The sequence below is a fragment of the Thermococcus sp. 5-4 genome, from assembly GCF_002197185.1.
Taxonomy (GTDB): Archaea; Methanobacteriota_B; Thermococci; order Thermococcales; family Thermococcaceae; genus Thermococcus; species Thermococcus radiotolerans.
In genome coordinates this window covers 1,206,006-1,228,269 of the sequence record NZ_CP021848.1, presented here as the reverse complement: position 1 = coordinate 1,228,269, position 22,264 = coordinate 1,206,006, and the positions used below count along the sequence as shown (strand labels likewise).

Below are 22,264 nucleotides of genomic sequence, written 5' to 3'. Positions count from 1 at the left end.
CGAAATTGAAGCCCATACAGGGGTTTGGATTTTACCCAATTTTGGGTTTTATTTTATTTAAGTGTTTCTTCGATGAAGAGTCATTCAGGGGACAAAATTTATTAAGCGCGAATTATTATCACATCCGGTGGTAGAATGATCGAGGTTGAGAACCTCGTTAAGCGCTTCGGCCCGACGAGGGCAGTCAATGGAATAACGTTCACTGTTGCTGATGGCGAGATATACGGCCTCCTTGGGCCGAACGGGAGCGGGAAGAGCACGACAATGAAGATTCTGGCAGGGATACTGAAACCCACCTCGGGGCGTGTTGTTGTTGGCGGCGTTGACGTCGCCGAGGATTCACTTGGCGTCAAGCGGATAGTCGGTTACGTGCCTGAAACGCCGGTTCTCTACGAGAGCCTAACGCCGGTTGAGTTCTTCAACTTCGTGGGGAGTGTGAGGGGGATTCCGAAGGAAGAGCTCCAGGAGAGGGTCGAGACCATGGTCAGGGCGTTTGGCATAGGGGGCTATCTCGGCGAGATGATAGGTTCGCTCAGCTTCGGAACGAGGCAGAAGGTGTCGCTCATAGCGGCCATGCTCCACGACCCGAAGGTTCTCATACTGGACGAGGCGATGAACGGTCTCGACCCCAAGAGCGCCCGCATTCTCCGGGAACTCCTACTCCAGTTCAGGGAGGAGGGCAGGAGCATAGTCTTCTCCACCCACGTTCTGGCGCTGGCAGAGACGATATGCGACCGCGTTGGGGTTATCTACAACGGCGAGATAATAGCTGAGGGAACCGTGGAGCAGCTCAAGGAGTTCGCCCACGAGGAGAGCCTTGAGGACGTCTTTCTCAAGCTCACCGAGAGCCAGGACGAGGTGGCGAGCATAGTCCGGGCCCTTAAAGATGCCCTCTAGGGTGGGAGCATGTTCGAGATAGTCAGAATCCTCTACAAGGAGCTCCATTACCGGCGTTTGAAGAGCAACCCTCAGATAGCCGCTGATCCCGAGAAGTTCAGGAAGCAGCTCAGGAACGCGGGTGACATAAAGAGGGGGATGGCCCTTCAGTCAGTTGCCTTCCTGTTCTTTGGCGTCATGATGGCGGGGGCGATTGCCGGGGCCGAGGACGAAACCCGGGCGGCGGTGATATTCGCCACCTACGCCCTTCTCCCCTTCATAATGGCGCTCTACACGACGACCGTCAATGCTTCCTACGCGACCTCCATGGGAATCTTCGAGCCGCTCAAGCCCCTACCCATAAGAACGGGCTCAAAGTACCTCAGCGTTCTCCTTGCTATAGACAACGTCCCAGCGGTCATCGCGCTCCTCCCCGCGGCCGTCATGATGATGGCGAAGTACGGAACCTCCGGCATGCTCGGCCTGCTCTGGATCCTCACCGGGGCCTTCCTCGGCCACGTCCTCGGGCTGGTCGTCTTCACGTTCTTCGGCTCGGCGAGCGTTGGCGGCAGGTTCTCGAAGCTCAGGACGCTGGCGAGGACCATGGGGGTTATCCTCTTCATCGGCATCTTCTACGCCCTCAACTACTTCCAGCAGTACGTCAACGAGCACTACGAGGACCTTCTGCCCTTCTTCTCGAAGTACTCCCTGGCATATCCGTTCTCGGTTGCCTCGATAACGGATCCATCCCACTCCTCCCTCATTCTCCTCGGCTATCTCGTCATCCTCGTCCCGCTCTACCTGTTCATCCTCGGGCGACTCTGGGGCAGGCTCGAGGAGGGAAGGGTGGTTTCCCGCTCCAGAATCGTTCGCTTCAAGGCAGAAACCCACCACCCAATCGTGGCGATCGCCCTGAAGGACCTGAGGGTAGTCTTCAGAAAAAGCGCCCTCCTCGTCGGCCTCATCTTTCCGCTCTTCATAATCCTGCCGAGTGCCGTCGGCATTCTCACGTCCGGAAAGGTTGAGGACTGGGCGCTCGCATCGGTTCTCCTCATGATAGCCTGGATGAGCTCCGTTGGAATAGACACGGTTCTCAAAATAGACGGTAGGGAGTTCGAGTTCCTGAGGAGTCTGCCCATAACTGTCGGTCAGTTCGTTCGGGCGAAGCTTCTCGTCATGAACGCCGTTCCGGTCACCGCCGGCGTTGGCCTCGTTCTAGCGGTTTCGTACCTCAACGTTAGAACCCTTGCCCTGCTTCCCGCTGCGGTTATCCTTCCGCTCCTGACGTCCTCAGTGGCGCTGGCCTTCTTCTATCACGGCGAAAGCGAGCTATCCGTGCCGGAGACGAACTTCGGTCACGTTCTGGTGCTCATGATAATCAACGGGGTTACCCTCGGAGCAATCGCCGGCCTCTGGTACTTCCTCGGCTATCCCTACGCGCTGGCTCTGGCTACCGTTGGCTTCGTAGCGGTTCAAGCTGTCATCAACATGTGATGTGGAATATCGCGAGGACTTTCCTCTTTCCCCAGAGTCCGTTGAAGAGCTCCACAGCATCGCCTGTCGGCTTTTCGATGACTTCTTTGTTCGCCACCAGCTCCCTGCTTTCCGGCAGGAGAGAGAGCCTTCCCCAGGCCCCGGTGCCGATTAGCAGAACGTCGAAGTCCTCCGTTAGGTACTCCCTCAGCTCATCCGGGTCGAGCTTGTGGCTCGTGCCGTGCTTGTTCTTGCTGAGCCATTTCTTGCGCTCCTCGATTTTTCCGCTCGGATAGATCACGATATCGTGGTCGTAAATCTTGCCGTCCACGACTATCCTCCCGAACTCAGGGAACTCGACCCTCATGACATCACCTCAGGCTCAGGGCGTCCCTCAGAATCTTCCCGTGGTCGAACGCCAGCGGCAACTTCAGCGCTTCATCCACGGGTATAACGTGAACTTCCTTCGCGTCGTCCCCGGCCTTCAGTTTCCCGGTTCCGATGGCCAGAAATGCCGTCGTCACGGTGTGCCCCCTTGGGTCGCGGTTCGGGTCGGAGTAAACTCCAACGAGCTTGATGAGTCTAACGTCGAGACCGGTTTCCTCCTTTGCCTCGCGCAGGGCCGCCTCCTCGACGGTTTCGCCGTACTCGACGAATCCCCCGGGCAGGGCGTAGTGATCTTTGAACGGCTCGTGCTTCCTTTTTATGAGTACGACGCCGTCCCCGTACAGGATGACTACGTCGGCGGTGAGGCCTATGCACCTGTGTGCCTCGACCTTGAGCTCCGGATGGGTTCTGGAGAGAAACTCTCTGAGCTCCTCCCGTACGGGGGTTATATCGTAGCCCCTCGGGGCCTTAACGAGCAGAACGTATCGGTCCATACCATCACCTCAGGGAAGTCTCTCTTCATCATCTTCAGCATGCTGACGTTTCATCATCGGCGGGCATAATTATTCCTATGGATTTATATCGTTAAGCCTCTCGACCGCGACCCTCATAGCTAGCTCGTTGACATCTTCTATCGAGAAGGAAAAGTCCCTGTGCTTTAGAAAGAGGGCGGTGAACGCGTTCGCTCTCTTCAGCGCCTGGATGAACGGGCACTGGGAGTAGAAATGGGCAAAGCTCGCGAGGAAAACGTCTCCCGCGCCGGTTGATTCCTCGATGTCCATCTCCACCGGCCGGTAGGTGTACCCCTTCCCCCGGAGGTACGCAAAACCCGGTTGCGCTCCGTTGGTGACCAGGAGAACCTCGACATCGCTGGGGTTGAAGTTTTTCAGATAGCGCGTTTCCGTGAGGTCGGCGTGGAGGACTCTCATACCCCTGAGGAAGGACGCATCAATCTCCCAAAGCCGCACCGGACCAACTTCTGGCGCCCTTATGAATCCCTGAACGTCGGCGACAAGAAAGTCCGATAGCTTCTTGAACTTGGTGGCACTTTCGGGGGGAATCTCCCCGGCAACCGGGTTCAGCATCACCATGTCGTAATCCCCGCCCGGCACGTCCGTTATTGGAGCAGCCCTTGAGAGGAGCCGGAGCTTTCTTCTGTTGGCGTCCAGGTAACGGAGTTCGTAGGAGGTGCTCTTCTCGGCCGGTATTATTCTGAGCCTTATCCCTCGGTCGGTTAGTTCATCGAGCCACTCGTCCGGAAAATCCTCCCCAACGCTGGTCAGAACCTCAACGTCGCAGAAATTTGCGAGGGTTATCGCGGAGTAGTAGGCCCCTCCGCCGATCCTCCTTTCGAATCTCGAACCCCTTATTATTCTGTCGATGACCAGGTGTCCGGCGAGGAGGCATTTCATTTTAACCTACCTAATCTTTTGTTTTAGAGGGCACTTAAATAAAAACCTTTTGGAAATTCGGCGAAAAGTTTATAAAGGCAAAAGCGAAAAGCTTAAAAGGATATGTCCTTTTGGGGTGGGGCTATGAGACGCCTGGGCAAAGTTTCTCACTACGCGAAGCAGGGGTTCCTTATTCTGCGTACGGACTGGGTTCCTTCGCTCAACGACCCGGTGGTTGACAAAAAGCTCACCGTGGTCGGGGTAGTGAAGGATGTGTTCGGACCAGTTAACAGACCGTACGTGGCCGTGAAGCCACGCATCAAGAATCCCGAGAATTACGTCGGGACTCTGCTCTACGTTGATACCAAGCGCAAGAAGTCGAGGCCGGGAAAGACCGGCAAGAGGCGCACGAAGGGCGGAAAGGCAAGACGCCCTGCCCCCAGAAAGAGGGGGTGAGAGCTTTTGGCTGATAAGAATGTTTGTCCGGTTTGTGGCTCCGATAAGTTGTTTTACGACCCGCGGAGGGGCGAAATTGTCTGTTCTGTCTGCGGTTACGTCGTTCAGCAGAACGTCATTGATGAGGGTCCCGAGTGGCGTGCCTTCGATCCGGATCAGAGGGCAAAGCGCGCCAGAACCGGTGCGCCCATGACTTTGATGATCCACGATAAGGGCCTCTCCACAGACATAGACTGGCGCGATAGGGATATACACGGCAACCAGATAACCGGAATGTACCGTACGAAGATGAGAAGGCTCAGAATGTGGCAGCGCAGGATGAGAATAAACGACGCCGCCGAGAGAAACCTCGCCTTCGCCCTCAGCGAGCTGGACAGGATGGCGGCCCAGATGATGCTGCCGAGGCGCGTTAAGGAAGTTGCTGCATCGCTCTACCGCAAGGCCGTCATGAAGAAGCTCATCAGGGGGAGGTCCATAGAGGGAATGGTTTCCGCCGCTCTGTACGCCGCCTGCAGGATGGAAAGCATCCCAAGGACTCTCGACGAGATTGCCGCGGTTTCGAAGGTCACGAAGAAGGAGATAGGGCGGAGCTACCGCTTCCTTGCCAGGGGCCTCGGTCTTAACCTCAGGCCGACCAGCCCGATAGAGTACGTCGACAGGTTTGGTGATGCACTCGGCGTCAGTCAGCGGACGAAGAAGCGTGCCAAGGAGATACTCCAGGAGGCCATCAGGAGGGGCATCACGAGCGGAAAGGGTCCGACCGGATTGGCGGCCGCTGCGCTTTACGTCGCGTCCCTGCTTGAGGGGGAGAAGAAGACCCAGCGCGAGGTGGCCGAGGTAGCGCACGTCACCGAGGTTACCGTGAGGAACAGGTATAAGGAACTCGTCGAGAAGCTCAACATAAACGTCCCGATATGAGGGATGGGCTTGCTGATAGCGGTAACGGGCGACACGCATCACGGCGATAAAACAAAGAACCTTCCTTCCCTTCTTTTCCAGCATCTTGAAGAGAAAAAGCCCGATTTGATACTCCACACGGGGGACGTTACGTCCCATGAACTTCTGGAGAGACTGGAGGATTTCGCGCCGGTCGTAGCCGTGAGGGGAAACGCGGACCACCTCAACCTGCCCGAGGAGAGGCTCATCGATGTCGAGGATGTGAGTATCGGTCTCCTCCACGGTCATCAGTTCTTCTCTCTCAATGCGCAGTTCTTGACGCTCAAGGCCCTCGACATGGGGGCGGACGTTCTGATATTCGGCCACACGCACCGCTTCTACCACGATATCTACTCGGTTCACGGAGAGCGGGTGGTTCTCCTCAGCCCCGGCTCCCCAACGTTTCCGAGGATGGATACCGCAGGTTTTGCATTTTTGAGGGTCAGCGGCAAAAGCGTTAGAGTCGAAAGGATACGCTTCTGGTAATGTTTCAAAACTTTCAGAAAAGCGGAAAAGGGTGGAAAAGAAAGGCCATCAGCTCTTGATAGCGAGCTTGATGTCCTCGGCCTTGACGGTCTTCCTGCCGGCGTGGTGGGCGAGGTCGACCGCCTTGCTGGCGATCTCCATGGCCTTCTCCTCAAGGTGCTCGGCCAGGAGCTTGGCGGCGTCCTCGCTGACGCGGGCGGCGCCGGCCTTCCTTATCAACCTGTCAACTGGGGCAATCGGCAACTCAGCCATTTTCCCAACCTCCTAAACGTTGTTTTGCAGGTATCTGCGTTCTATTCTAAGAACAAAGGTCTATATAAACCTTTCGGAAACCGGGCGCTCTGGGGCCAATAATCGGCCATTTTTGGGTGAGATGTTGAGAAATCTGGTATCCTTAGCCTACCGACTTATGAACGGGCAAATACTAACTTGAGGGCAAAGTTTCAAAAACGGCAAATCGGGCGTTAAATCGCATTTAGAGGCCCATTAAACCTTCGATTTCTAAAAGAAGGGCAGGAGTTTGGAGCGTTGACGCAGGAAAAGCGTCTCCAATACTCACATAGAGGCAGGAATGCCCCACTATTGCACCACAGCATTTTTATAGGTAGCGATGCAATCTTCAGGTTACTCAGGAGGTGAAAGCATGGTAGAGAAGTTTGAGATATACGACATCTACGTGGACAAGGACTACGAACCCAACCCAAAGAGGGACCTGGTGGCTGTTTTCAGGATAACCCCCGCGGAGGGATTCAGCATAGAGGATGCCGCTGGAGCCGTCGCGGCGGAGAGCTCGACTGGAACCTGGACGAGCCTCTACCAGTGGTACGAGAAGGAAAGATGGGATGACATGTCGGCTAAGGCGTACCACTTCCATGACATGGGGGACGGCAGCTGGATCGTCAGGATAGCCTATCCGATTCATCTGTTCGAGGAGTGGAACATGCCCGGCATGCTCGCCAGCGTCGCCGGCAACGTCTTCGGAATGAAGCGCGTTAAGGGACTCCGCCTCGAGGACATCTACCTCCCGGAGAAGTTCCTCCGCGAGTTTGAGGGGCCGTACTTCGGAAAGGACGGCGTCAAGAGGATTTTTGACGTCAAGGACAGGCCGATAGTTGGAACGGTTCCCAAGCCGAAGGTCGGCTATTCGCCGGAGGAGCTTGAAAAGCTCGCCTACGACCTGCTCAGCGGCGGAATGGACTACATAAAGGACGACGAGAACCTGACCAGCCCCTGGTACAACCGCTTTGAGACTAGGGCGGAGGTTCTGATGAACGTCATAGACAGGGTCGAGGACGAGACCGGCGAGGCCAAGAGCTGGTTCGCCAACATAACCGCCGACGTGCGCGAGATGGAGCGCAGGCTCGAGATACTCGCCGACTACGGCAATCCACATGCCATGGTCGACGTCGTAGTCACCGGCTGGGGGGCGCTGGAGTACATCAGGGACATCGCGGCCGACTACGGCATAGCGGTTCACGGCCACAGGGCCATGCACGCGACCTTCACGAGGGACCCCTACCACGGCATCTCGATGTTCGTCTTGGCTAAGCTCCTCCGCGTCATAGGCATAGACCAGCTCCACGTTGGAACCGCTGGTGCTGGCAAGCTTGAGGGAAGCAAGTGGGACGTCATCCAGATAGCCAGGGTATTCAGGGAGGAGCACTACGTCCCCGATGAGACTGACGTCTTCCACATGGAGCAGAAGTTCTACCACATCAGGCCGGCCATGCCCGTCAGCTCGGGCGGCCTTCACCCCGGCAACATAGAGCCTGTTATAGACGCCCTTGGAAAGGACATAGTTCTCCAGATAGGCGGTGGAACCCTCGGCCACCCGGACGGACCGAAGGCCGGAGCGATGGCCGTCAGGCAGGCCCTCGACGCCATCATGCAGGGCATCCCGCTCGACGAGTACGCCAAGAGCCACAGGGAACTCGCTAGGGCCCTCGAAAAGTGGGGCCACGTCACCCCGGTCTGACCGGTTTGACGGCTTTTTTCTTCCATTTTCGTCTTCCGTTCAACTTTTCGGCCGGAGGAGATTTAACAGCTGAAGGCCTTCTTTTCTTGGTGGGAATCATGGTTCATCCAGGGGGATTCTTGGAGGTAATCACCGGTCCGATGTTCGCTGGAAAGACAACCGAGCTGATAAAGCGCATCGAGAGGCAGATGTTCGCGAAGAGAAAGGCGGCTCTCTTCAAGCCGAGCATAGACAACCGCTACTCCGAGGACGAGGTCGTCGCCCACAACGGTCTGCGCTACGAGGCATTCGTCATCCCTACCGATGAGAATGGTGTTGAGAGGATAGTGGAGATAACCAAGAGGGAAGGCTACGAGGTCATCGGCGTCGACGAGGTGCAGTTCTTCCCGATGGCCATCGTGGATGCCTTAGAAAGGCTCGCCGACGAGGGCGTTTACGTCATCGCGAGCGGGCTCAACCTCGACTTTAAGGCCGACCCGTTTCCCGTCACCAGGGAGTTGCTCGTTCGGGCGGACAACATAGTCTATCTCACCGCCGTGTGCACGGTTTGTGGAAAGCCTGCTACCCGGACCCAGCGCCTCATAGATGGAAAACCAGCGCCCCGTGACTCGCCGGTGATACTCGTCGGCGGAAGCGAGAGCTACGAAGCCAGATGCAGGGAGCACCACTTCGTTCCATAGTTTCTTCCAATTTTCCAAATCACCGAAAAGCTTAAAGTAATCTTTTCTTACATCAGGTTAGGGAAAGGGGGTGAGACCATGGAGTCAAATAAGAACATGGGGAGACTGCTGGACATACTCGGAAACGAGACGCGAAGGAGGATACTCATCCTGCTCACCAAGAGACCGTACTTCGTGAGCGAGCTCAGCCAGGAGCTTGGGGTGGGCCAGAAGGCGGTTCTTGAACACCTCAGGATACTCGAGAGCGCGGGCCTCATTGAAGGCCGAACCGAGAAGATACCGCGCGGCAGGCCGAGGAAGTACTACACGATAAAGCGCGGCTTCCGCCTTGAGGTTCTGCTCACGCCCTACGCCTTCGGCACCGAGATGTACGAACCCAAAGCACCGAGGCAGACAAAGGAGTACGCCCAGGCTAGGGCTCTCATAAAGTCTACGGAGCCGGCCGAGGAGAAGATAGACGAGCTTCTGACTTTTCTGACCGAGATACAGGGCAGGATAGAGGAAATAATCAGGATGAAGCAGGAGCTCGAGGAGGTTCGCCTGCTCACGGAGACCTACATCGAGAGCCTCTTCCGCCGCATCGCCCAGGAGAACGAGAGGGAATTCGAGCGGCTGATGAAAGAGTTCAGGGCTAGACTTCCAAGAAAAATACTCGAAGACCTTGAAGACTTTTAGGAAGCGGCTTGAAGAGAATAAATCCTAGAAAAGGGCCTCAAAGCATCTTGCCCTCTTCCTTCATCCTCACGAGCCTGGTCATGTAGCCCGCTATCCTGTTTCTGATGGTCTTGCTGGTGACGTTGGTGAGCTCCTCAACCTTCTTCTTGTTGTGCTCGAAGTCCCTGGTGAACTCGTTCGGATAGCGGTCAAACAGCTCGCGCGCAACCCTCTTGATGAACGTCTGCTTGATGTTTCCCATCATCAATCCCCCCGTTAGCTTGACTCTGACAACCATACCCCAGTCTCGAAAGCAGTTTTAAAGCTTTTCCCTCGCTCAGACTTATAAACCCCAGCTCGAAGTTGGAACCATGCTGAGGGAGGTAATCCACTGCAGGGGTCACGAGAACGTCAGGGCAACTCACAAATCAACGCTGGAGTTCACGAAGGAAGACTACCTCACGCCCCGAGGGGACTGCATACTCTGCATCGAGGCCGACAAGGGAATAAATGACCTTAGCGATGAGTTTAAATCCGCCCTGAAGGCTGGAAAAAGGCTTCTAATCCGAATAAAGGTAGAGAATTTGGTGGACGAGGTTCTCGCCGAGGGGAGTCCGGGGCTGATCCTCGATCACGACTTTTCGATGGTGGTAAGAAAGAGCAACTACATCGACGCCAGAACCCTCGCCATAAGGGCGAACAAAGCCGCGAGGGACATAGACAGGAAAATAGTGGAACTCCTGAAGAGCCCCGAGAGGGCAGCGGAGATCGAGCTGATAATTCTAGATTAATCTTCCTTCCTCCTCCAGTCCCCTATCGCCAGACCAACGTGCCTGTCTGCTCCCCCGTAGTAGAGGTAGTAGTTGCCCCCGTGGTCTATCATGGCCTCCGCGAAGACCACGTTGTCTACCCATCCATGCAGCTCCCAGTCGAAGGTTGGCCTGAGGATGGGCTTCTCGGTTCTCCAGATGAGCTTTCTCGGCTCTTCACTGTCAAAGAGGGCCGCGTGAGTGTAGTAAACGAGCTTTCCGTCCTCGTGGAAGGCCTCGCTGTGTATCAGGAGTATCCCGTCCTCCGTAGGGATTGGCGGAGGTCCGGGCTCGACGAGATGGCCCCTCGGCCTCAGGACGGGCTCCCTCTCGTATTCCCAGTGGATGAGGTCCTTTGAATAGGCAAGCCAGACCTTTGAGTCACCGAAGTACATGACGTAGTGCCCCTTGAACGGCCCGAATTTCATCTTCTCGGGCAGTATGGCTCCGCTCTTTGTCCAGTTGAGCCTTCCGTTCTTGGGGAAAGGAAACTCCTCGAAAATCACGCCGTGCTTCTTCCAGTTCAGCAGATTCTTCGAGGTGGCGATGCAGAGCCGTGCCGTCTTCCCATCGTAGCCGGTGTAGGTCATGTAGTAGGTCTTTCCGATTCTCACGACGCGGGGATCCTCAACGCCGAGGCTCTCCCACTCGTATTTGGGCTCCATAACGGGCTCCGGGTGCCTGATGAAGTTGATTCCATCCTCACTCAGCGCCAGCCCGATTCTTCCGGTTATCTTTTCGCCTTTAGCCTCCGCACGGTAGAGCATGACCACCTTCCCCCTCCTCTTAACCACCGCAGGATTGTAGACGTTCTTTGAGTCGAATCCTTCATCTGATGGGGAAAGCACGGGTTTTGGGAGTTTTTCAAACCTGAACTCATAGGGGTTCAACGCTAACGCCCCCGTCGGCAACTACGAGGTATCTCCTCCCTCCAAACGAAACCCCCCTCAGAACGATGCTCGTTCCCTCCGCCGGCTGGATGGTAAGCTCATCCCCTGTCTCAATTCCCAGCGCGGCGGTAACGAAGGCGAAAACGCTCGCCGCGCTCCATACCTGCGGGGAGTTGGCCCTCGGAACGGGAACGAGCTCGTTTAGGCCGCTGTACAGCTCCGGAAGCTCCCTATCCGGCAGAAGCTTCGCGGCATCGAAGACGGCATCCATGAGTGCCTTCGCCATGTCCGTTCTTCCAATCCTCGCCAGGCCGAGGGCTATCAGCGCGTTGTCGTGCGGCCATACGCTTCCGCGGTGGTAGCTGAAGGGGTTGTAGGCTTTCTCTCTGGCGCTCAGGGTTCTTATCCCGTACCGGGAAAGCATATCCTGCTGGAAAAGCCTCCCCGCGAGTTCCTCCTCGTGCTCGGCTATGCCCGTCAGGAGCAGGTGCCCCATGTTGGAGGAGACGACTCTAAGTGGCCTTCCCTCCCCGTCCAGCGCGAGGGCGTAGTGGGAGCCGAGCCAGAAGTCGCGGTTGAACCTTTTCCTGAGCCGTTCCGCCTCCGCGAGAAGGGTCTTTTCATCGAGCTCTGTCAGGTCAAGCTTCCCCGCAAATTTAAGCGCCCAGTGGGCGTAGCCCTGCACCTCGACGAGCGCTATCGGCGGCTTTGGAAGCTTCCCCTCCTCGTCAACTATAGCATCCCTTGAATCCTTCCACCCCTTGTTGCCGAGTATTCCCGGAACGTAAGTTATGTAACCATCATCGAGCTTTCCGATTATCCACTCGACGGCAGCCGTCAGGTTCGGCCTCAGTTCCTCAATCAGTTTCCTGTCCTTAGTCCAGCGCAGGTACTCGCCCGCCAGCGCCACGTAGAGTGGGGTGGCATCGACCGTGCCGTAGTACGGCGCGAAGGGAACCTTCCCCGACTGCGCGAGCTCCCCGAGGCGGAACTCGTGGGGTATCTTCCCCGGCTCCTCCTCGTTCTTCGGGTTGGTTCCCTTTCCCTGGAGCCGCCCAAAGAGCCTCAGTGTGCCGGCGGCGTATTCCGGGTAGTACGGCAGGAGAAAGAGTGAGGTTATTATCGCGTCCCTTCCGAAGGGACAGGCGAAGTACGGAATCCCGGCGAGGGGAACCGGCCCGAAACGCGTGAATAGCGTCAGGGCGTTTATGTTCTCAACCGCCCTCTCAAATATTCCGTCGATGGCGGGTGAGCCGGTGAAGGCGACGTTTTTTATCGTTTTCCTTTTCTCTGCGAGTATCTCCGAGACCCTGCCCTCGATTTTGGGGATGAAGCGGACGTAGAGGACTGCCTTTTCGAGGGGAGGTATCTCAAGTTCTGCCCTTAAGAGACTTCCCTCCCTTTCCATGTTGGTCTCGATGAAGAGGCTCCTCCTTCCGGCGGGGCTTTCCTTCAGGTGCGCTTCTCCGGCTGGAGCTATCGCCTCTCCGCTCTTCAGCCCCATGAAGCCCCTGACCTGGAATATGTCCTCAAGGGGAGCCTCGTAGGAGTACCAGACCTTGACACCGAGCGGTTCTTCCGACGTGTTGTAGAAGGAGAGCTTTTCCTCGTAAACCCCATCCAGCGTTCTCAGTCTCACCAGGATTCCCTGTTCGCCGAGGGAGAAGTGTGAAACCGCCCTGGTGAAGGTCGATGAGGCTCCTAGGAAGCCCGGTTCCGGAGAAACCTCAAGCTTGGCCTTTCTGACGAATCTGGTGTCGAGAAAATAAAAGCCGTCGTAATGGGAGGGCATGTCTCCTCTCTCATCGCTCAGGACGAAGGCCCCGTTGCCTGCGAGGATGGTTTTCATGGACTACCCCTCAAGGAAGGACTTTACCTCCCTTGAGTCTTCAAGGTTTATTGCCTTTACTCCCCATAGCCTAGCCACGAAGCGGACTTCCTCCGTAAAGTCACCGGGAACCAGCGAGAGGTGGTTGGCCCCCATAGCCGAAATAAAGCCCTCCTTGTCGAGCGGGTTCTTTATGGCCGTATGCGGCCACTGCTTGCCCCATTTAAGCTTCGATTCCATCTCCTCCGTTATCTCAAGACCCTCCGCGAGGAAGTAGATGAGGTAGTACTCGCCGCCCTTCCGTACGAGCCTCGCCACAGTGAACTCCGCCGGCGGGGTTCTGTAAGTTAGCGCTCCACCGCTCGCCCCCTGGCACTGTCCCTGGACGGTTGTTGCTTTGAGGTTCTCCTCCGGGTTCTCGCTCAGCCTTGCATAGTAGAGCGAAGCCGCCCCGCAGTTGGCTATCATGACGACCTCGTCGTCCACGTACTTTATGTCTCCGAAGAGCGGGGGCTTTCCGCTCAGATAGAAGAGGAGCGCCGAGCTTATCGTGCCCTTGACGTCGCCCTCACATGTGGCCGGGATTACCTCCTTCTCGCCCTCGGCATCGAGGTTGAACGGGAACAGCGCCGGAATCAGGCAGGCCGTAACGCCGTAGACCTCGCTCAGCTCTGGCTGACACTTTATCGAGACGGCCGAAACGTCCTTCTGCTCGCTCCAGCTCTCCTTTGCGGCGAGATATATGGCTATCTGCCTCCTCAATGCCTCCGGTGTCAGCATGAGGTCATCAAACTTAACGGTTGTCTTCTCGGTCAGCCAGTCGTAGAACTCCTCCACGCGGACCCTCAGCCTCTCGTCCGAGAGCATCTTCTCCGCCTTCCTCACCAGAACGTACTGGTCGAGCATTATGAAGTCGCCGACGATTCTCTTAAGCCTCGGCAGGTCGTCCATGAGGTGCTCCATCCCAAGGGTGTACGGAGCCCCCCAGAGGAGGAGAGACTTCCTGGAGAGCTTTGAGACGGCCTCAACGGCTCTAGCCCAGGCTTTTACCTTTTCAACGTCCCCCTTGAGACGGACATGGTTCAGCGCGTACTCGTTCACCGCGCTCTCCCAGAGCGAGGCCCCGACAGACGTGATGCACGTGGTTCCGGCCCACGCAGGGTCGTCGTCGGCGTAGAGGAGTATCGGCCTCTTGGTTTCCCTGACGAGTGCCGTGACTAGGTTGCTCTCCGTCCAGTGCCAGAGACCGGCTATTATTCCAGAAGCAGAGCTCCCGGCTATAATCTCTCCTGCCTCGAAGCTCTCGTCCATCGAATCTACCCCGAAGTTCTTCCCGGCTTTGAGGGCTTCGTATTTTCCAAGCCTCCCGTTCACGTCGAGAACTTCAAAGCCGGCCTTCCTCAGCTCCCCGATGAGGGCGGAGTGCTTCTCCATCAAAGCCCTCTCGCGCTCAATCGAGAGGGCCGTTGGCCTGGGATCCGTGAACGTTATTACCGCTATCATGGGCAACACCTCAGAATACGGCTTTTCCTGTGTCTTTTTTGAAGATGTGGGCTTTGTTCATGTCGAAGACCACGTCGATCTCGTGTCCTTCCCTGACTTTTGACTCTGACCTGAATGCACCCAAAAACGTCACTTGCCCGACATGCAGGTGCACGATCTTCTCGCTCCCCAGGTTCTCGATGATGTCAACCATTGCTCTAGTCATGTTCTCGCCGGGAATCTTGACCTGAGCGAACATTGCATCGTAAATGTCCTCCGGGCGAATTCCAAAGATGACTTCCTTTCCGATCAGGTTTTCTTCCCTCAAAACTTCAACTTGGTCCGGGAGGAGTTTGAGTTTAAACTCTCCGAAGTCCGCGAAGCCGTCTTCAGTGATCGTCGCGTCCATGAAGTTCATTGGCGGCGAGCCAATGAATCCCGCCACAAAAGTGTTCGCTGGCTTGTCGTAAACTTCTTCTGGCGTGCCCACCTGCTGGAGGACTCCGGCATTTATCACTGCAATTCTATCGCCCATGGTCATTGCTTCAACCTGATCGTGAGTCACGTAGATGGTCGTGACTCCCAGCTGCTTCTGGAGCCTCTTAAGCTCGGCGCGCATTTTCACTCTAAGCTTGGCGTCCAGGTTGCTGAGTGGCTCGTCCATGAGGAAGACTTGTGGTTTTCTCACGATTGCCCTGCCTAGAGCGACTCTCTGCCTCTGGCCGCCGCTTAATTCTCTGGGCTTTCTCTTGAGTAATTCGGTTAAGCCGAGCATTTCCGCGACTTCCCTAACGCGCTGGTCAATCTCCTGCTTGGGGACTTTTCTCAGTTTAAGCGGGAAGGCGATGTTGTCGTAGACAGTCATGTGCGGGTATAGAGCGTAACTCTGGAAGACCATGGCGATGTCTCTATCCTTTGGAGGGATGAAGACACCTTTCTCCGGATCTGCGACGAGTTTATCCCCAATGTAGATTTGGCCTTTCGTGGGTTCTTCCAAGCCTGAAATCATTCTCAGAGTGGTTGTTTTTCCGCAACCGCTCGGCCCGAGGAGAATCATGAATTCCCCATCCTTAACGTGAAGATTCATATCCTTAACCGCCGTGAAATCACCGAACATTTTCCAAACGTTCACAAGTCTAACGTCCGCCATACAATCACCTCAAACTATGGTCAGCCGGATCATAGTCGTTTCATAATCCTCCAAAACCGCGAACATTCCCCCAACCTTCACTATTCCCCTCTCCGTCTCCAGGTCGAAGTTGTCTATTCCCTCATCAAGCGCTACTGTGTAGCCAACAACGCGGCCTTCGAGTTCCTCCACCTCGCCCGTGACGAGGTTTCTTCCAAGCACCTTTGCGTAGATGACTCCATCGTTAAGGTGCCTCCTTATGATGTCCACGGCGTGGAAGTTAGCAAAGAACCGCAGATCGTCCCTGTTTTTTATCCCCTCAAGTATTAGGCTCGATTCCTTGAAGGCCTCCCTGATGAAGCTGTATTGGGAGAATATTATCTCCGGATAAGTCGCCTTGAAGCTCGGCGGATTCCTCGGCCTGAAGCCTATGTTCTGGATGTCTATGACCTCCCTGCCGTCGAACATCCCTATGAAGTGGTTCAGCTTGTGGAACTTCCTCACGTAGAGGTTGCCGAGCTTGGCAAAATCTGAGAGGTCTATCTTTTCCTCGGTGTAGAGGGAGATTGTGGTTCCCCGCTTGAGTGCGGCCTTTATGTTGTCCTCTATGTTCTCCAGGAACTTCTCCGGAGCCACCAATATCGCCTCGTAGGAACTCGCATCTATGGATTCCTTCACCATCTCAACGGCTATGTTGAGGTCCTTCGTGCGCCAGATTCCGGGCCTCTCATCGGTTTTTACCTTGACCCTCTTGAGCTCCTTCTCAAGCTCCTCCTTGATTCCATCTATGTCCCGCTTGAACTTCAGAAACGCTATCTTTGGGGAATACGCAACGTACACCTTCGGAGAACCCTCAACCTCGTTGACGAAGCCCCTCGCCTTCAGCGACGCTATGGTATCGTAAACCCTGTTGTACGGCACGCCACTCCTCTCGGATATCTCCTTCGCCGTGCTCGGCCCGTAGACAAGGAGCGTCCAGTATATCATGACCTCATACTTCGTGAAGCCGATTTTGGTCAGCATGGTTATGGCCTTTTCACTGATCTCCATACTTACCCCTCCCCAGAAAATGAGAGGAGGAGGTCTAAATACCTTTCCAGGTGCTTGGTGATGAGGAAGTTCTCCCTCACACGTTCTCTGGCACTGATGCCAAGCCTCTCGGCTTCTTCAGGGTGCTTCAGCAGGTAGAGGGTCTTCTCGACCGCGTCCTTTACTCCCTTCACGAGGAAGCCCGTCTCCCCGTCAACAACTTGGAACTTAATCCCCCCAACGGCCCTACCCACCACCGGCCTGCCCTTCCACATAGCCTCAGTGACCGTTAGTCCAAAACCCTCTCTGATGGACATCTGGAGGACAACGTCACTAGCCCGCTGGAAGGCGTTGACCTCACGGGCGTGAACTCCAGTCAAATTCGTCAGAACTTTCACGTCGTAATCCTCGCCGATCTTTCTCAGGGTCTTCTCGAAGTAGACCCAGCCTTCGGGGTCGTCGGCAGCCATGACACCAACGAGGAGCAACTGAACCTCCGGAATCTTCTCCTTCACTTTCCTGTAAACGTCAATGACATCAAACACTCCCTTCCACGGATCGAAGCGGGCAACCTGAGTGATTATCGGCCTGTCCGGGTCAACGTCGAACCTTTCGAGCGTTTTGAGAACCTCCGACTCTTTCAGTTCCATGTTCTTTTCACTCAGTGGGTCGATTGACGGGGGCATGATAACGGTTTTCTCCGGGTTCAAATCCGATTGAACGTACTCTGGAAGGTGAAAGATGTAGCGGTCGTATTTCTGCACGTATTGTCTTAGGAACTCCCAGAATTCCCTGTTTGGGCAGCTCAAGTCGATGTGGCAGCGCCATATCCAGGGCTGTTTCTTCTCGTAAAATTCTATCAACGCCGCCGGTTGCGGGTCGTGGACGAGGACGTAGTCGAATTCAGTCAAGTCGGTTTTTTGGGCGTTCTCCTCGTTGGTTTTGATGTAGAGGTTTTTCATTTCCTCGGTAAGTTTGAGGTTCTTGTTGCCCTGGAGGGCGTTGTGAAAGCTCTTCGTGACATTGAAGAACTCGTCGCTCCCCTCGAGGACCCACCATTCGGCCCTTATCCCTATGTCGTTCATAAGGGGCACGAGGTTGCTCAGTATCTCGGCGACACCGCCGCCGTATGCGGTTGAGTTGACGTGGGCAAGTTTGGTTCCCGAGAGCTTTTCCCCCTTTTCCATAATCCTTGAGACTGCATCTTCTCCGGCGACGGAAGAATAGTCCTCAATTCTCTTTTGGGATAGTTCCATAATCTGAAACATATGAGTGCTCCCCCTTGTATACTTTTAGTATATGAATATCCGGCAAATGTTTGGTCGTCCACATATAAAAAGTTTTTTGAAGTATGTCTTGAATTTTAATGAACGTTTCGTAAATAAAGTTGGTATTTGGGGTTTTTTGTCTAGACATTTTCCGAAATTTTTGGGGAATTATGAACACAAATTAACAGGGGCTTTCCGAAAAATATAAATATACTAAAAGTATACAGCCCTAGTGAACAGCCTTGGTGAGGTGTCTATCTATGAGGTTTCATGCCAAAAGGTTTGCACTGCTTTTGAGCGTGCTGTTGTTAGCCGCCTTTGTCTCAGGATGCATTTCAGGAGGGGGAACGTCCCCAACGCAGACAACATCCAGCCCCGGACAGACGACCACTCAGGAACAGGTTGAGGTTGTGGTTTACGGTCAGTGGGGTGGAGTTGAGGGCGAGAACTTCCAGAACGCCCTGAAGGCTTATGAGAAGGAACACCCGAACGTTAAGATAAAGTATGTGATCCAGTCCAAACTCAGGGATGCCGTTCTCACAGAGCTCGCAACGGGCTCTCCGGGTTTTGACATCGCTATTCTGCCGTGGCCGGCACTCATTACCGAACTCGGTCAGAAGAACCAGCTTGAGCCCATGAATTCTATAGTCGATTCTTATAAAGGAGACATCATGGAGAACCTCCTTGAACCCGTGAAGGTTGGGAACACCTACTACGCCGTCCCCATAAAGGCCTGGGCAAAGCCCGGAATCTGGTACAACGTCCACGACTTCGAGAAGTACAACCTAAAGCCGCCCGAGACCATTGATGACCTCAAGGCAGATTGTAAGGTCTTTGAGCAGAACGGAATCCAGCCGATGGCCAGTGGCGCCGCCGACAAGTGGCCCCTCAGCGACATCTTTGAGGCGGTTCTCATAAGGGTTGGCGGCCCGCAGCTCCACAACGACCTCATGACCCACAAGGTCAAGTGGACCGACCCGCAGGTTCTTGAGGCCTTCAAGGTTCTCAGCGACCTCCTTAAGGAGGGTTGCTACGGCGACCCAAAGGTTGCCATCGGTGAGAAGTGGGAGGTTCAGGTTACGAGGCTCGGCCAGGGAGAGGTTGCCATGTACTTCATGGGCAACTGGATCAACCTGATGCTCCAGAACCAGGGCTACAAGCCCGGTACCGACTACGACCTCATTCCGTTCCCCACCATTAACCCAGACGCCGACTTCGCCATAGTTGCGGGTGGAGACTGGGTCATCATACCCAGAGGAGCCCCGCACAAGGATGCCGCCTTTGAGCTCGCCAAGTGGCTCGCCGGTCCGGAGTACCAGAAGATAATGGTCGAGCAGAAGGGCTACCTAGCGCCCAACCTCCAGGTTCCCAAGAGCGCCTACGACCCGGTCGACGCGAAGATCATCGACATGATGGCCAAGTACACCGTGGTCCCCGACCTCGACGACAACGCCCCCTCCGGATTCCAGCCGATAATCTGGGACAAGCTCTTCGAGCTCTGGGCCAACCCGGACAACTACCAGCAGATAGCCCAGGAGCTTGAACAGTACGCGGAACAGTACTACGGCTCATGAGGTGCCTGAGATGGGCGGAAGGAGGGACTGGCTCAGCAAGGATTTCCTAATCCTGATGATGCCCGCCTTTATCCTCCTTTTAGTTTTTATACTCTACCCGATTTTCAACACGTTCTATCTGGGGTTCACCAAGTGGGACGGCTTCACCCAGCCCCAGTTCGTTGGACTCGATAACTACCGGACCATGATGGGTGATCCGCTCTTCTGGACGTCGGTGAAGAACAATATATTCATATTCATCGTTTTCCTGCCCTTCGTGACCATGCTCGGCCTTGGTTTTGCGCTCCTCCTCCACAACAGCGCCGTTGTGGGGCGCAACCTGCTCAGGGGCTTCGTCATGCTCGGAATGGTAATGCCCCTTACCGTCGTCGGTATCGTCTGGATGCTGCTCCTGGACCCCAACGCGGGTATCGTCAATCACGTCCTGAGCTTCTTCGGGGTCGAACCTAGGGCTTGGATTCAAGACCCCAGCACGGCGATATACTTCGTTATAATAGGCTCCCTGTGGGCGTGGCAGGGCTTTTCGACCACCGTATTCCTGGCCGGGCTGGAGGGGCTCGACGTTGAGGTTCTCGAGGCGTCGGTTATTGACGGCGCAAACCCCTGGCAGCGCTTCAGATACGTTATACTGCCCCTTCTGAAGCCCGCCCTGGTAGTCGTCGTCACGATGAGTTCCATCTACATACTCAAGGTCTTTGACCTTGTCTACGTACTCTCCGGTGGCGAATCCGTACCCATGTACCTCTCAGTGCTGGCCTACATGGTGTACTACGAGATATTCCGCATGTTCAAGTGGGGCTATGCCGCCGCGATAGCGACGTTGCTGACCGTTGCAGTGTTCCTGTTCTCCATAGGGATGCTGAAGAAGATGATAAGTGAAAGGGGAGTGGGCTCATGAAGGTAAGCACTAGATACAAGGTTACCATAAACCTCGTGGCCTGGGCAATAGGGCTGATGCTCCTCATACCCCTTCTGGGGCTGATAATGACCTCCATCAGGCCGTTCGACGAGATAGTGAACGGCTGGTGGAACCTCAAGAACGCCCACTTCATCATTGACAACTACGTCAGCGTGTGGGACGCGGGCTTCTGGAGGAACATCCTCAACTCAATCCTGATAGCCACGGTAGCTACGATAGTCCCAATACTCATCGCCGGAATGGCCGCCTACGGCTTTACCTCCTTCAGCTTCCCGATAAAGACGATGCTCTTCCTCACCCTCGTGGCCATTCAGGTCGTTCCGCAGCAGGCAGTCATAGTCCCGCTCCTGAGGCTCTTCCGCGACCTTCACATGTACGACCAGTACTACGGCATAATCCTCGTTCACACGGCCTTCGCGCTCCCGTGGACGATATTCTTCCTCCGCAACTTCTTCATGTCAATCCCCAAGGACTACGAGGAAGCCGCGAGGATAGACGGTCTCAGCGACGTTGGGATATACTTTAGGGTGATACTGCCCATAGCGATGCCCGCCGTCATCAGCGTTGCGGTCGTGCAGTTCATCTTCGTGTGGCAGGACCTGTTCTTCGCCATAACCCTGCTGAGACCCGGGAAGTGGCCGGTTTCGGCGGGGGTAACGCAGTTCATAAGCCGCTACAACCCCAACTGGGGACAGTTGACAGCCGCTGGAGTGCTGGCGATAATAGTGCCCATAACGGTCTACGTCGTGCTCCAGAAGTACTACATGAGGGGAGTGTCCGGCGGAATCAAGGGCTGAGCCCTTTCAAAACTTTTTTGGAGGGATGAAGATGGAATTCGTCCTCGGTGTCAACTACTGGCCGAGAAGGAAGGCCATGTTCTGGTGGAAGGAGTTCGAGGAACGGGAAGTTAGGGAGGAGTTCGCGGTAATAAAGGAGCTCAACCTCGATGTCGTGAGGATTTTCCTGCTCTGGGAGGATTTCCAGCCGGAACCCGAAAGAATCGACGATAAATCCCTCCGGAACCTGGGGAGGGTTATGGACATAGCGCATGAACTCGGGCTTAGGATTATGCCGACCTTTTTCATCGGTCACATGAGCGGAATAAACTGGCTCCCGGAATGGACGCTCTCCGACGAACCCCACAATAGGTTTCTGACGTACTCTAACGGAAGGGTCGTTGACCTCGGTGCGAGGGACATCTACGAGGAGCCAGACCTTTTGAAGGCCGAGGAATTGCTTCTCCGGACCGTTGGTTCTGAACTCGACGACCATCCGGCACTCTACGCATGGGACATCTCAAACGAGATAGACAACGTCAGAATTCCCCGCACCCCCGAGGCGGGGAGGAGATGGGTCCGGTTCGTCTACGAGACGCTGAAGGCCAGCTCCAGCAAGCCGGTGACCTTCGGTATCCATCAGGAGGACATCCAGGGGGACAAGCACTTCCGCGTGGGCGATGTTGCAGAAGGAAACGACTTTCTCTGCATGCACGCCTATTCGGTCTACACGGACTTCACGGATCCCCTCGACCCCTACTTCGTCCCCTTCGCGTGCCTGCTGACGAAAGCCCTCGGAGGGAAGGAGGTTCTCATGGAAGAGTTCGGGATGCCGACGACGCCGGGAGAGACCAGAAAGATACGCTCCGTGACTGGAAAGCACGAGGCCGAACACTACCTGATAAGCGAGAAGGACGCCGCGAGGTGGCTCGAAGAGACCCTCAAAGCCCTCTACGAGTTCGGAACCCTCGGTGCGTTCTACTGGAACTTCGTCGATTATCACGAGAGCATATGGGACAGGCCTCCCCTCGACAGGGCGGTCCATGAGAGGTTCTTCGGCCTCCTGAGGAGCGACGGGAGCCTAAAGCCGACCGCCCTTGTGATGAGGGAGTTCAGGAAAAAGATGGGCGAGCTTAAAAGGAGAACCTTGGAGATAGATGTGCCGGAAGACTACTACTCAGACCCCAAGGGCAACCTTGTAAGGCTGTACAGGGAGTTCAGGGGAAAGCTCGGCCTTGAGTGAGGT

At 55.5% G+C, this 22,264-nt stretch carries 24 protein-coding genes; 13 read left to right on the top strand and 11 right to left on the bottom strand.

The annotated features are described in order from the left end of the window. Window positions 1-135 precede the first annotated feature (135 nt). Window positions 136-897, top strand: a complete 762-nt coding sequence (locus tag CDI07_RS06800; protein ID WP_088180897.1) for an ABC transporter ATP-binding protein — start codon at window positions 136-138, stop codon at window positions 895-897. A 9-nt stretch (window positions 898-906) separates the two neighbouring features. Then, window positions 907-2,370, top strand: a complete 1,464-nt coding sequence (locus CDI07_RS06795; protein WP_088180896.1) for a hypothetical protein — start codon at window positions 907-909, stop codon at window positions 2,368-2,370. Here CDI07_RS06795 and CDI07_RS06790 read toward each other — a convergent pair. The 3 genes from CDI07_RS06790 to CDI07_RS06780 form a co-directional block, all read right to left on the bottom strand. Continuing rightward, complete coding sequence (locus CDI07_RS06790; RefSeq protein ID WP_088180895.1) at window positions 2,360-2,716, bottom strand: Mth938-like domain-containing protein; 357 nt, start codon at window positions 2,714-2,716, stop codon at window positions 2,360-2,362. The two genes, CDI07_RS06795 and CDI07_RS06790, sit on opposite strands and share 11 nt — an antisense overlap. Window positions 2,717-2,720: 4 nt before the next feature. Further along, entirely contained in the window at window positions 2,721-3,230 is a 510-nt protein-coding gene (locus tag CDI07_RS06785) for an NUDIX hydrolase (RefSeq protein WP_088180894.1), read from the bottom strand. 75 nt (window positions 3,231-3,305) lie between these two features. Beyond that, window positions 3,306-4,148, bottom strand: a complete 843-nt coding sequence (locus CDI07_RS06780; protein WP_088180893.1) for a PfkB family carbohydrate kinase — start codon at window positions 4,146-4,148, stop codon at window positions 3,306-3,308. A gap of 123 nt (window positions 4,149-4,271) precedes the next feature. Here CDI07_RS06780 and CDI07_RS06775 point away from each other — a divergent pair, with 123 nt between their 5' ends. Genes CDI07_RS06775 through CDI07_RS06765 form a run of 3 tightly spaced genes read left to right on the top strand, consistent with a single transcriptional unit; the run spans window position 4,272 to window position 6,005 of the window. Further along, window positions 4,272-4,583: a Gar1/Naf1 family protein gene (locus CDI07_RS06775; RefSeq protein WP_088180892.1), complete on the top strand. Its 312-nt coding sequence runs from the start codon at window positions 4,272-4,274 to the stop codon at window positions 4,581-4,583. Window positions 4,584-4,589: 6 nt separating this feature from the next. Then, window positions 4,590-5,501 carry a transcription initiation factor IIB gene (locus CDI07_RS06770; RefSeq protein WP_088180891.1) on the top strand — a complete coding sequence of 304 codons (912 nt, stop codon included), beginning with the start codon at window positions 4,590-4,592 and terminating at the stop codon, window positions 5,499-5,501. A gap of 9 nt (window positions 5,502-5,510) precedes the next feature. Beyond that, window positions 5,511-6,005 (top strand): YfcE family phosphodiesterase, encoded by a 495-nt coding sequence (locus tag CDI07_RS06765; RefSeq protein WP_088180890.1) that lies wholly within the window; start codon window positions 5,511-5,513, stop codon window positions 6,003-6,005. Window positions 6,006-6,053: 48 nt separating this feature from the next. On the opposite strand, the gene hpkB is transcribed toward CDI07_RS06765, so the two are convergent. Further along, on the bottom strand, window positions 6,054-6,257 hold the full coding sequence (gene hpkB, locus CDI07_RS06760) for an archaeal histone HpkB (RefSeq protein ID WP_088180889.1): 204 nt from the start codon (window positions 6,255-6,257) through the stop codon (window positions 6,054-6,056). Between the two features lie 391 nt (window positions 6,258-6,648). On the opposite strand from hpkB, the gene rbcL reads away from it, so the two are divergent. The 3 genes from rbcL to CDI07_RS06745 all read left to right on the top strand — a co-directional run bounded on the left by rbcL (window position 6,649) and on the right by CDI07_RS06745 (window position 9,335). Continuing rightward, window positions 6,649-7,980, top strand: coding sequence for a type III ribulose-bisphosphate carboxylase (gene rbcL / locus CDI07_RS06755; RefSeq protein ID WP_088180888.1), 1,332 nt, complete (start codon window positions 6,649-6,651; stop codon window positions 7,978-7,980). 98 nt (window positions 7,981-8,078) lie between these two features. Continuing rightward, window positions 8,079-8,660, top strand: coding sequence for a thymidine kinase (locus CDI07_RS06750; protein WP_088180887.1), 582 nt, complete (start codon window positions 8,079-8,081; stop codon window positions 8,658-8,660). Between the two features lie 78 nt (window positions 8,661-8,738). Next, window positions 8,739-9,335 (top strand): ArsR family transcriptional regulator, encoded by a 597-nt coding sequence (locus tag CDI07_RS06745; RefSeq protein ID WP_088180886.1) that lies wholly within the window; start codon window positions 8,739-8,741, stop codon window positions 9,333-9,335. A 37-nt stretch (window positions 9,336-9,372) separates the two neighbouring features. On the opposite strand, the gene CDI07_RS06740 is transcribed toward CDI07_RS06745, so the two are convergent. Further along, the gene (locus CDI07_RS06740) at window positions 9,373-9,576 is read right to left on the bottom strand and encodes a 30S ribosomal protein S17e (protein ID WP_088181559.1); all 204 of its coding nucleotides are present in this window, start codon (window positions 9,574-9,576) and stop codon (window positions 9,373-9,375) included. Window positions 9,577-9,685: 109 nt separating this feature from the next. On the opposite strand from CDI07_RS06740, the gene CDI07_RS06735 reads away from it, so the two are divergent. Then, complete coding sequence (locus CDI07_RS06735) at window positions 9,686-10,105, top strand: DUF371 domain-containing protein (RefSeq protein ID WP_088180885.1); 420 nt, start codon at window positions 9,686-9,688, stop codon at window positions 10,103-10,105. On the opposite strand, the gene CDI07_RS06730 is transcribed toward CDI07_RS06735, so the two are convergent. The 6 genes from CDI07_RS06730 to treT are packed head-to-tail and all read right to left on the bottom strand — an operon-like array spanning window position 10,102 to window position 17,749. Next, window positions 10,102-11,013, bottom strand: a complete 912-nt coding sequence (locus tag CDI07_RS06730) for a glycoside hydrolase family 130 protein (protein WP_088180884.1) — start codon at window positions 11,011-11,013, stop codon at window positions 10,102-10,104. The two genes, CDI07_RS06735 and CDI07_RS06730, sit on opposite strands and share 4 nt — an antisense overlap. Next, window positions 11,000-12,862, bottom strand: a complete 1,863-nt coding sequence (locus tag CDI07_RS06725) for a glycogen debranching N-terminal domain-containing protein (protein ID WP_088180883.1) — start codon at window positions 12,860-12,862, stop codon at window positions 11,000-11,002. Before CDI07_RS06725 ends, CDI07_RS06730 begins: the two co-directional genes overlap by 14 nt. A gap of 3 nt (window positions 12,863-12,865) precedes the next feature. Beyond that, window positions 12,866-14,344, bottom strand: a complete 1,479-nt coding sequence (locus CDI07_RS06720) for an L-fucose/L-arabinose isomerase family protein (protein ID WP_088180882.1) — start codon at window positions 14,342-14,344, stop codon at window positions 12,866-12,868. A 10-nt stretch (window positions 14,345-14,354) separates the two neighbouring features. After that, window positions 14,355-15,473 (bottom strand): ABC transporter ATP-binding protein, encoded by a 1,119-nt coding sequence (locus CDI07_RS06715; RefSeq protein ID WP_088180881.1) that lies wholly within the window; start codon window positions 15,471-15,473, stop codon window positions 14,355-14,357. A 9-nt stretch (window positions 15,474-15,482) separates the two neighbouring features. Then, window positions 15,483-16,502, bottom strand: a complete 1,020-nt coding sequence (gene trmB, locus CDI07_RS06710) for an HTH-type sugar-sensing transcriptional regulator TrmB (protein WP_088180880.1) — start codon at window positions 16,500-16,502, stop codon at window positions 15,483-15,485. A 2-nt stretch (window positions 16,503-16,504) separates the two neighbouring features. Then, window positions 16,505-17,749, bottom strand: a complete 1,245-nt coding sequence (treT, locus tag CDI07_RS06705; protein ID WP_088180879.1) for a trehalose synthase — start codon at window positions 17,747-17,749, stop codon at window positions 16,505-16,507. A gap of 260 nt (window positions 17,750-18,009) precedes the next feature. Between treT and CDI07_RS06700 the strand changes: the two genes are divergently transcribed. From CDI07_RS06700 to CDI07_RS06685, 4 genes are read left to right on the top strand one after another with little or no spacing between them, the layout of a single operon-like run. Then, window positions 18,010-19,323 (top strand): ABC transporter substrate-binding protein, encoded by a 1,314-nt coding sequence (locus CDI07_RS06700; protein WP_088180878.1) that lies wholly within the window; start codon window positions 18,010-18,012, stop codon window positions 19,321-19,323. A gap of 10 nt (window positions 19,324-19,333) precedes the next feature. Beyond that, window positions 19,334-20,221, top strand: a complete 888-nt coding sequence (locus CDI07_RS06695; protein ID WP_088180877.1) for a carbohydrate ABC transporter permease — start codon at window positions 19,334-19,336, stop codon at window positions 20,219-20,221. Further along, window positions 20,218-21,039: a carbohydrate ABC transporter permease gene (locus CDI07_RS06690; protein WP_088180876.1), complete on the top strand. Its 822-nt coding sequence runs from the start codon at window positions 20,218-20,220 to the stop codon at window positions 21,037-21,039. The genes CDI07_RS06695 and CDI07_RS06690 overlap by 4 nt, the downstream gene beginning before the upstream one ends. Window positions 21,040-21,064: 25 nt before the next feature. Then, window positions 21,065-22,261: a beta-galactosidase gene (locus CDI07_RS06685; RefSeq protein ID WP_145954987.1), complete on the top strand. Its 1,197-nt coding sequence runs from the start codon at window positions 21,065-21,067 to the stop codon at window positions 22,259-22,261. Window positions 22,262-22,264: the final 3 nt, after the last annotated feature.

What these genes read in the sequence shown, in the direction of transcription:
- CDI07_RS06800 (WP_088180897.1), top strand. Translation starts at nt 136, where the DNA reads ATGATCGAGGTTGAGAACCTCGTTAAGCGCTTCGGCCCGACGAGGGCA.
- CDI07_RS06795 (WP_088180896.1), top strand. Translation starts at nt 907, where the DNA reads ATGTTCGAGATAGTCAGAATCCTCTACAAGGAGCTCCATTACCGGCGT.
- CDI07_RS06790 (WP_088180895.1), bottom strand. Translation starts at nt 2,716, where the DNA reads ATGAGGGTCGAGTTCCCTGAGTTCGGGAGGATAGTCGTGGACGGCAAG.
- CDI07_RS06785 (WP_088180894.1), bottom strand. Translation starts at nt 3,230, where the DNA reads ATGGACCGATACGTTCTGCTCGTTAAGGCCCCGAGGGGCTACGATATA.
- CDI07_RS06780 (WP_088180893.1), bottom strand. Translation starts at nt 4,148, where the DNA reads ATGAAATGCCTCCTCGCCGGACACCTGGTCATCGACAGAATAATAAGG.
- CDI07_RS06775 (WP_088180892.1), top strand. Translation starts at nt 4,272, where the DNA reads ATGAGACGCCTGGGCAAAGTTTCTCACTACGCGAAGCAGGGGTTCCTT.
- hpkB (WP_088180889.1), bottom strand. Translation starts at nt 6,257, where the DNA reads ATGGCTGAGTTGCCGATTGCCCCAGTTGACAGGTTGATAAGGAAGGCC.
- rbcL (WP_088180888.1), top strand. Translation starts at nt 6,649, where the DNA reads ATGGTAGAGAAGTTTGAGATATACGACATCTACGTGGACAAGGACTAC.
- CDI07_RS06750 (WP_088180887.1), top strand. Translation starts at nt 8,079, where the DNA reads ATGGTTCATCCAGGGGGATTCTTGGAGGTAATCACCGGTCCGATGTTC.
- CDI07_RS06745 (WP_088180886.1), top strand. Translation starts at nt 8,739, where the DNA reads ATGGAGTCAAATAAGAACATGGGGAGACTGCTGGACATACTCGGAAAC.
- CDI07_RS06740 (WP_088181559.1), bottom strand. Translation starts at nt 9,576, where the DNA reads ATGGGAAACATCAAGCAGACGTTCATCAAGAGGGTTGCGCGCGAGCTG.
- CDI07_RS06735 (WP_088180885.1), top strand. Translation starts at nt 9,686, where the DNA reads ATGCTGAGGGAGGTAATCCACTGCAGGGGTCACGAGAACGTCAGGGCA.
- CDI07_RS06725 (WP_088180883.1), bottom strand. Translation starts at nt 12,862, where the DNA reads ATGAAAACCATCCTCGCAGGCAACGGGGCCTTCGTCCTGAGCGATGAG.
- CDI07_RS06720 (WP_088180882.1), bottom strand. Translation starts at nt 14,344, where the DNA reads ATGATAGCGGTAATAACGTTCACGGATCCCAGGCCAACGGCCCTCTCG.
- CDI07_RS06715 (WP_088180881.1), bottom strand. Translation starts at nt 15,473, where the DNA reads ATGGCGGACGTTAGACTTGTGAACGTTTGGAAAATGTTCGGTGATTTC.
- trmB (WP_088180880.1), bottom strand. Translation starts at nt 16,502, where the DNA reads ATGGAGATCAGTGAAAAGGCCATAACCATGCTGACCAAAATCGGCTTC.
- treT (WP_088180879.1), bottom strand. Translation starts at nt 17,749, where the DNA reads ATGTTTCAGATTATGGAACTATCCCAAAAGAGAATTGAGGACTATTCT.
- CDI07_RS06700 (WP_088180878.1), top strand. Translation starts at nt 18,010, where the DNA reads ATGAGGTTTCATGCCAAAAGGTTTGCACTGCTTTTGAGCGTGCTGTTG.
- CDI07_RS06695 (WP_088180877.1), top strand. Translation starts at nt 19,334, where the DNA reads ATGGGCGGAAGGAGGGACTGGCTCAGCAAGGATTTCCTAATCCTGATG.
- CDI07_RS06690 (WP_088180876.1), top strand. Translation starts at nt 20,218, where the DNA reads ATGAAGGTAAGCACTAGATACAAGGTTACCATAAACCTCGTGGCCTGG.
- CDI07_RS06685 (WP_145954987.1), top strand. Translation starts at nt 21,065, where the DNA reads ATGAAGATGGAATTCGTCCTCGGTGTCAACTACTGGCCGAGAAGGAAG.